This window comes from Bradyrhizobium australafricanum (assembly GCF_020329495.1).
Lineage (GTDB): Bacteria > Pseudomonadota > Alphaproteobacteria > Rhizobiales > Xanthobacteraceae > Bradyrhizobium > Bradyrhizobium australafricanum.
Genome location: NZ_JAGKJL010000066.1, coordinates 38116 through 44166 on the forward strand (window position 1 = coordinate 38116; position 6051 = coordinate 44166).

Here is a 6051-nt window from a genome sequence, read left to right on the forward strand (position 1 = left end):
GGGTCTGGGGTGCGAGTCTATCTGGCGACGCAGCCGTGCGATATGCGCAAAGGGATGGATGGTTTGGCGGCCCAGGTCCAGAACGTGCTGGCCGCCGATCCCTTCTCGGGGGCGCTGTTCGTGTTCCGCGGCAAGCGCGGCGACATGTTGAAGATCCTGGCCTGGGATGGAAGTGGGCTGTGCCTGTTTACACCTCCTTCAGCTTCAGTTGAGGGTTTTAGCACCAGTGACGTCGTGAGGGCGGCGGCTCGATCGACAAGACGATTCCATCGGCTGCATTGCTTGCGGGGCAGGTTCGATGTGGGAATCTCGTATAGGCAATAGTGTGCATTGTAGGCATGCCTGCTAACGAGTCCATGTTCAGCCCACCTTGCGAGGGTCGTTTCGTGGATGTTAAGGCGCGCCGCGGCTTCCCGTTTTGTCAGCATTCCGCGATCTCGCAGTCGGTCATAGCGTGAGCGCAAGCCATAGCGATGGACGAGATATGCGACCCGCAAGGCCGTGAAGCGGGTCTCATGGCGGCCGGGGCGCGCTGATCCACCCGGGCGATATCCTTGCTGGTTGAGAAGTTCGGCAATCTCGGAATAGATGTGTTTGTCGAGGAGCTTGTCGACCAACTCGACGATACCGGGTTGCGTCTTGACCTGCTGCGCGGAAGACTTTGGGCTCATGGTGGTGAGCGTTTGGATTTTGCCGCCCTTGAAGCGAACATGAATTTTGGTGGTTCGTTCCGCCGGCATCTTGATGAGGGTGACATCTTCGATGATGTGAGCGAGCAGCCGTTTGCGTTCACGATCCGGCGTGTCTGGATCTGCCCAAAGCTTGTTGAAGTCGACCGTCATCGCAGTCAGCCGCTCGCGAACAGCTTCATCGAGGACGAGCTGATCCTGCTCCCGCGCGCGCTCGCGATCGTCGCGGGCTTTGGCGAGCACGCGGAGCTTGTCGTTCCATTCGCCTTCGAGCGTGTCGGCGACGAGACGATTATTGGGGTCGACCAACATGAAGCGGCGCTGAGCGAGATCCGCTTCGATTTTGGCCCGTTCGATCGCCCGACAGCGCAACTGGTCTGCTTCCTCATACCTGGCTTCGATCTCCTTCCGGATGTCGAGCGTCAACTCGACGGCGGCCGGCGTCATCTGTTCGGCAATCAGCATGCCGATGGCTTTATCGATCTGAGGCCCGGCGATTGACTGGCAGTTTGGCTCGCCACGATAACCGTGAGCGCGATCACAGACGTACCAGGCATCCAGCCGTCCGCGCCGGGCAGTGTAGCGGATGCGAAAATGTTTACCGCATTGCCCGCACACCGCCCGTCCTTGCAGCAGTGCCGTCCCCTCCCGAGGAGGCGATGCGCGCGCCACTTCATATCCTCGACCGTTGGTCTTGAGAATTTTGAGATTCTCCTGGAACTGCTCCCACGTGATGTAGCCGGGATGGGCATCCGGGATACAAGCCAGCCAGTCATCGTGGTCACGCCGCTGCAGAGTCTTCTTACCGTCGATGGTTCGTCGATAGCGCCGGCGTCCATAGGCGTAGGCGCCGGCATACCGCGGATTGTTCAAGACGCGTATCGCCGTTGACGCGGTCAGTGTCCGAAACACCGTGGTCTCGCTGTTGCGCAGACGCGAGGGAAACAGAAGGCCCTCCTTGCGAAAGGCCTTGACGGTCTGGCATGCGGAGCCCACGCGAGAGAACGTGTCGAAGAAATGGACGATTGTCTCCCTGATCTGAGTGTCGGGATCGAACGTCACGTTGCCGGAGTGGTCATAGATCAGCCCGGTTGGCAAGACGCAGCGGTACTCGCCGCGCCTGACCTTGTTGAGGATTCCGCCGCGCAGCCTTGCTTTGATCACATGCAACTCGGCCTCACTCATTGTGCCCTTGAGCCCGAGCAGGAGGCGGTCATTGAAGCTTGACGGATCGTAGACGCCATCCTCATCGAGGATCAGGGTGTCGGCTAGTGCGCAGATCTCCAGCAAACGCTGCCAGTCAGCATTGTTCCGCGCCAGGCGGGAGACCTCCAGGCCCATCACGATGCCGGCGTGCCCCATGCCGACGTCGCTGACCAGGCGCTGAAAGCCCTCGCGCCAGACAGCCGATGCACCGGACTCGCCCTGATCGCTGTCGATGACGATTATTTGCTCGTCGCGCCAGCCAAGGGCAATTGCGCGTCCACGAAGTGCATATTGCCGCTTCGCGCTCTCGACGTTCTCGATGACTTGTCGCATCGAGGACTGGCGAATGTAGAGGTAGGCACCCCGTTCGAGGTGGTGAGGCTGGACTTTGAGGGACTCCTTCATGGCGTTCTCCGCTCGGGTGTGCTCATCGCCATTGTCGCGAGCACGTAAACGACAGCTGTGTGCTCGTTACGCGGCACTGGTGGAGTATACGAGGCAACTGACTGTTGAACGGGGGCTGCGGCGGCCAGCGTCTGCGCCCACCCCCACATGCCCCGGCGCAGAAAAAGCATGAGGCCACTGCGGGCCGTAGGCGGCAGCGCTTCGCCGAGAGCTGCCATACGCAGCACCTCATACTGGGCCGCAATGGCGGTCGAGAGGATCGAACACGCCGGTGTCGTGGGGTGTTCATCCGGCAGTTTTTTTTAATGCTCGCTCGATCGTCCTGGGATGAACCTCGATGCCGAGCTCGGCGCGGATCAAGCTCGCCAGCTCCCGAGCGCGAACCGGCTCGCCCGGGACCAGCCGCGCCTGCAGGAAGGCGAGGACCTCGCCCTGGACCTTGTGGGGGCCGCGGGGGCCCGGCTTCTTTGGGACCAGTCCCGCAATCCCGGCGGCATCGAAGCTCGCCTTCGGTTGGTAGTAGGTCGGCCTCGAGACGCCATACTCGTCGGAAGCCTCCGTCACCGAAGCGTTGTCGATCGAGACACGGCGCAGCATCTCGTACTTGACCTGCACGGCGTCGTGCGGATCGAAGAACTCGCTTCCCTGAAACTTTGGATCGCGCACCTTCTCGGGCGTCGGATTGAGCGTGCCCTCCTCGAGGAGGGCGTCGATCTTTGAGCGCTTGCTGTCGTGCTTCGCCGGCACCGTCGGCTCCGAGCGTACAAGAAGACGTTAACGTAAGTATATTTACGCCGCAAAATGAATCGCTGTCAAGGTCGCGAAAGCAGCCTATAGCGCATTTACAACTTAGATTTGATGGACAGGTGCGGACAAAAGAGAGCTGATGCGGCATTAATCGCCTTACATGTGCGGCATAATCATCCTTACGGTTTGCGCGCGATCGCAACGCTGCCCCGTCGGAAAGGCGCTTCACCAGGCTGGCCAGCTCCATCAGGTCGAAAGTACGCAAAAGTGCCCGTCCATGACCCATGACGATCTCTGCGTCCGGGCTCACAAGGTCCGTCCATTGCGGAGGAACCGACCATACGGTCGCGCCGTCGCCCTGCAGCAAGAGGCGTTCGCCATATCGGTTGTATCGTTTGCCGACGCAGAGAAGCTGCCGCCCGAACAATGGGTGGAATGGATGCATCACCCGCACAAACTGCCGCGCTGCATCCGAAAAGTCTGCATTCTCAGTTGAGGTACAAGCGGTTGGAGCAAGGAAAGTTCGTCTGGCCGCCGATCGTGGCGGGTCGGCTTCAGCTGACACCAGCCCAGCTGGCCTTACTCGTCGAAGGCATCGATTGGCGGCGGACGGTCGCGCCTGAACCGGTCATACGTCCTGAAGCTGTCTAATAAGCTCCCGATTCCGAAGATCTATTCTCGCTCCTGAGTCATGACCTTGCTATAAGCCGGCATGTCTCTCGCCACTGCGGAATTGCCGTCGGATCCGGACGCCCTGCGCGCGTTCGCGGCAGCTTTGCAGGCCGAGCTCTACGCCAAGACGCTGCATATCGAGAAGTTGAAAGCCCAGTTGGCGACGCTGCGGCGCGCGCGCTTCGGCCAGTCGTCTGAGAAGCTCGATCGGCAGATCGATCTGCTCGAGCTGATCATCGGCGATCTGGAGGAAGCCGAGGCCGCCAGCGAAGCCCGCCGGGATGCGACTGCGGCGACGCCAGGCGCGATGCCGGTGTTGACCGGGCCCCGGCGTGTGGGCAATCGCCGGCCACTGCCCGATCACCTGCCGCGCGAGATCATCACCCACGGCGGGGTTTGCGCCTGCCCGGCCTGCGGCTCCGAGCGGTTGCGCAGGATCAGCGACGATGAGCGGGAGGTGCTGTGTACCATCACACTTCAAGGTCATCGTGCATGTGCGGCCGAAACTGAGCTGCCGGGACCGCGAGGCCATTACGCAGCCGACGATGCCAAGCCTGCCTATCGAGCGCGGCAGGCCCGGCCAAAAGTTGATCGCCCATGTGCTGGTCTCCAAATATTGCGACCACCTGCCTTTGAACCGACAGTCCGGAATCTACGCGCGCGAGGGCGTCGACCTGGATCGATCGACCCTGGCCGATTGGGTCGGACGGGCCGCATGGCTGATGGCGCCGGTAGCTGAGCGCATCGGCGACTACGCTCGCGCCGGCCCGACCATCCATGCCGACGACAGTGTGCTGCAGAAGCACACAGAAAGGATGATCGAGATGATCTGAAAATCTGTGTGCGCAAGCTGTGGCAGCGATGAGGGTAGGCCCCTCGGGATCGACTTTCAGGAGTAGGTCTCAAATCACTTCAAGCGGCTTCGCTTAAGAGGCGCGGTCGTGAGCGTTGAAGCTAACGGTCGGGAATACCCGAACGGATAGGCGTCCGAGAGACGAATGAAAATGAACCCGCCGATGAACCGTCGTAACGTGGAAATCGTCGTCAAAACCAGAGGTGTGTCGTCCCTCTGGGATGAGCCCGCCGGGAGCCTGATGACCGGGCGGGCGGCGACCGGCGTTGAGGGGGCGTGAATCGGATGCAGGCGCTGCCACGGAACTGCAGGAACCAGTCGCTCCTATGGAAAGGGAGAAGCACAAGCGGAGAAGACCGCGAGGCGAGATTACCGACGCGGAGCACTGGGACGGACCGATCCGTATTAGCGACGAAGGCTCGTAACGGGGCCGGAGCGAAGGGATCGGATCAGGTGGGCTGGCCATCGTCGCAACTGACAACAGGAGGACGACGGTGAACCAGCCGGGCAAACCGTTCAACATCGACAAGAGAGAAGTGTACGAAGCATATCTGCAGGTGCGATCCAATGGTGGCGCAGCCGGTGTCGACGGAGTGACGATTGAGCAGTTCGAGTCTGACTTGAAGAGCAATCTCTACAAGATTTGGAATCGAATGAGCTCAGGCGCTTACTTCCCGCCGCCTGCTCGCGCCGTCTCCATTCCAAAGAAGAGTGGGGGCCAAAGGATCCTCGGGGTGCCCACTGTGGCAGACCGCGTGGCACAGACGGTTGTCAAACAACTGATTGAGCCGGCTCTCGATGCAATCTTTCTGGCAGATTCTTACGGCTACAGACCCGGTAAATCGGCTCTCGATGCCGTAGGCGTGACGCGACAGCGGTGCTGGAAGTACGATTGGGTTCTGGAGTTCGACATCAAGGGACTGTTTGACAATATCGACCACGAGCTTTTGCTGCGGGCCGTCCGGAAACATGTGACGTGCGCATGGGCGCTGCTCTACATTGAAAGATGGCTGACAGCGCCGATGGTGCAAGAGGATGGAATGATAATCGAGCGAAGCCGCGGTACCCCACAAGGGGGCGTGGTGAGCCCGATCCTCGCCAACCTCTTCATGCACTATGCATTTGATCTCTGGATGGCACGGATGTTCCCCGATCTCAGGTGGTGTCGGTATGCGGATGACGGTGCGCCACGACGGCGCGAAGGAGGTGTGATGTAGAGCACCTTTGAGCAGCCTTGCTGCACAGAAGATGGGGGTTGGCCCCTCGAACTCGGGTTGCAGGATCAGGGTTCAAACCACCGGCTGCTGCTTCGGCCCAATGGTCGAGGTGGTGAGCGAGACCGGAAAAGGCAGAGCAAGACTCTGTCAGGTAAGGATCGAGGAGACGAGCGCAAGCGAACCACCGATGAACTGTCGAAAGCGTAGGGAAGACGTCAAAACCAAGGGGTAGTCGTTATCTTGGGATCAGTCTGAGCGATAC

At 60.5% G+C, this 6051-nt stretch carries 5 protein-coding genes and 4 pseudogenes; 6 read left to right on the top strand and 3 right to left on the bottom strand.

Translation table 11 applies throughout. From position 1 onward, the window contains the following. The first annotated feature begins 54 nt into the window (after positions 1-54). Entirely contained in the window at positions 55-324 is a 270-nt protein-coding gene (gene tnpB / locus J6525_RS37785; protein WP_249796299.1) for an IS66 family insertion sequence element accessory protein TnpB, read from the top strand. 893 nt (positions 325-1217) lie between these two features. Here tnpB (J6525_RS37785) and J6525_RS37790 read toward each other — a convergent pair. The 3 genes and pseudogenes from J6525_RS37790 to J6525_RS47645 form a co-directional block, all read right to left on the bottom strand. Beyond that, a pseudogene (locus tag J6525_RS37790) lies at positions 1218-2300 on the bottom strand (recombinase family protein); the annotation flags it as partial. Positions 2301-2585: 285 nt separating this feature from the next. Beyond that, positions 2586-3047, bottom strand: a complete 462-nt coding sequence (locus tag J6525_RS37795) for a helix-turn-helix domain-containing protein (protein ID WP_225648436.1) — start codon at positions 3045-3047, stop codon at positions 2586-2588. A 226-nt stretch (positions 3048-3273) separates the two neighbouring features. Next, positions 3274-3492, bottom strand: a pseudogene (locus tag J6525_RS47645) (DUF5372 family protein); the annotation flags it as partial. On the opposite strand from J6525_RS47645, the gene tnpB (J6525_RS37805) reads away from it, so the two are divergent. The 5 genes and pseudogenes from tnpB (J6525_RS37805) to J6525_RS37815 form a co-directional block, all read left to right on the top strand. Next, a complete protein-coding gene (gene tnpB, locus J6525_RS37805; RefSeq protein WP_225648437.1) occupies positions 3483-3698 on the top strand; it encodes an IS66 family insertion sequence element accessory protein TnpB in 216 nt (71 codons plus the stop codon). The pseudogene J6525_RS47645 and the gene tnpB (J6525_RS37805) overlap by 10 nt on opposite strands. Before the next feature lie 61 nt (positions 3699-3759). Continuing rightward, a pseudogene (locus J6525_RS47650) lies at positions 3760-4041 on the top strand (transposase domain-containing protein); the annotation flags it as partial. A gap of 172 nt (positions 4042-4213) precedes the next feature. Then, positions 4214-4552: an IS66 family transposase gene (locus J6525_RS47655; protein WP_376708615.1), complete on the top strand. Its 339-nt coding sequence runs from the start codon at positions 4214-4216 to the stop codon at positions 4550-4552. Positions 4553-4717: 165 nt separating this feature from the next. Next, positions 4718-4852 carry a hypothetical protein gene (locus J6525_RS47080; protein WP_256436599.1) on the top strand — a complete coding sequence of 45 codons (135 nt, stop codon included), beginning with the start codon at positions 4718-4720 and terminating at the stop codon, positions 4850-4852. A 214-nt stretch (positions 4853-5066) separates the two neighbouring features. Continuing rightward, positions 5067-5756: pseudogene (locus J6525_RS37815) on the top strand (group II intron reverse transcriptase/maturase); the annotation flags it as partial. Positions 5757-6051: the final 295 nt, after the last annotated feature.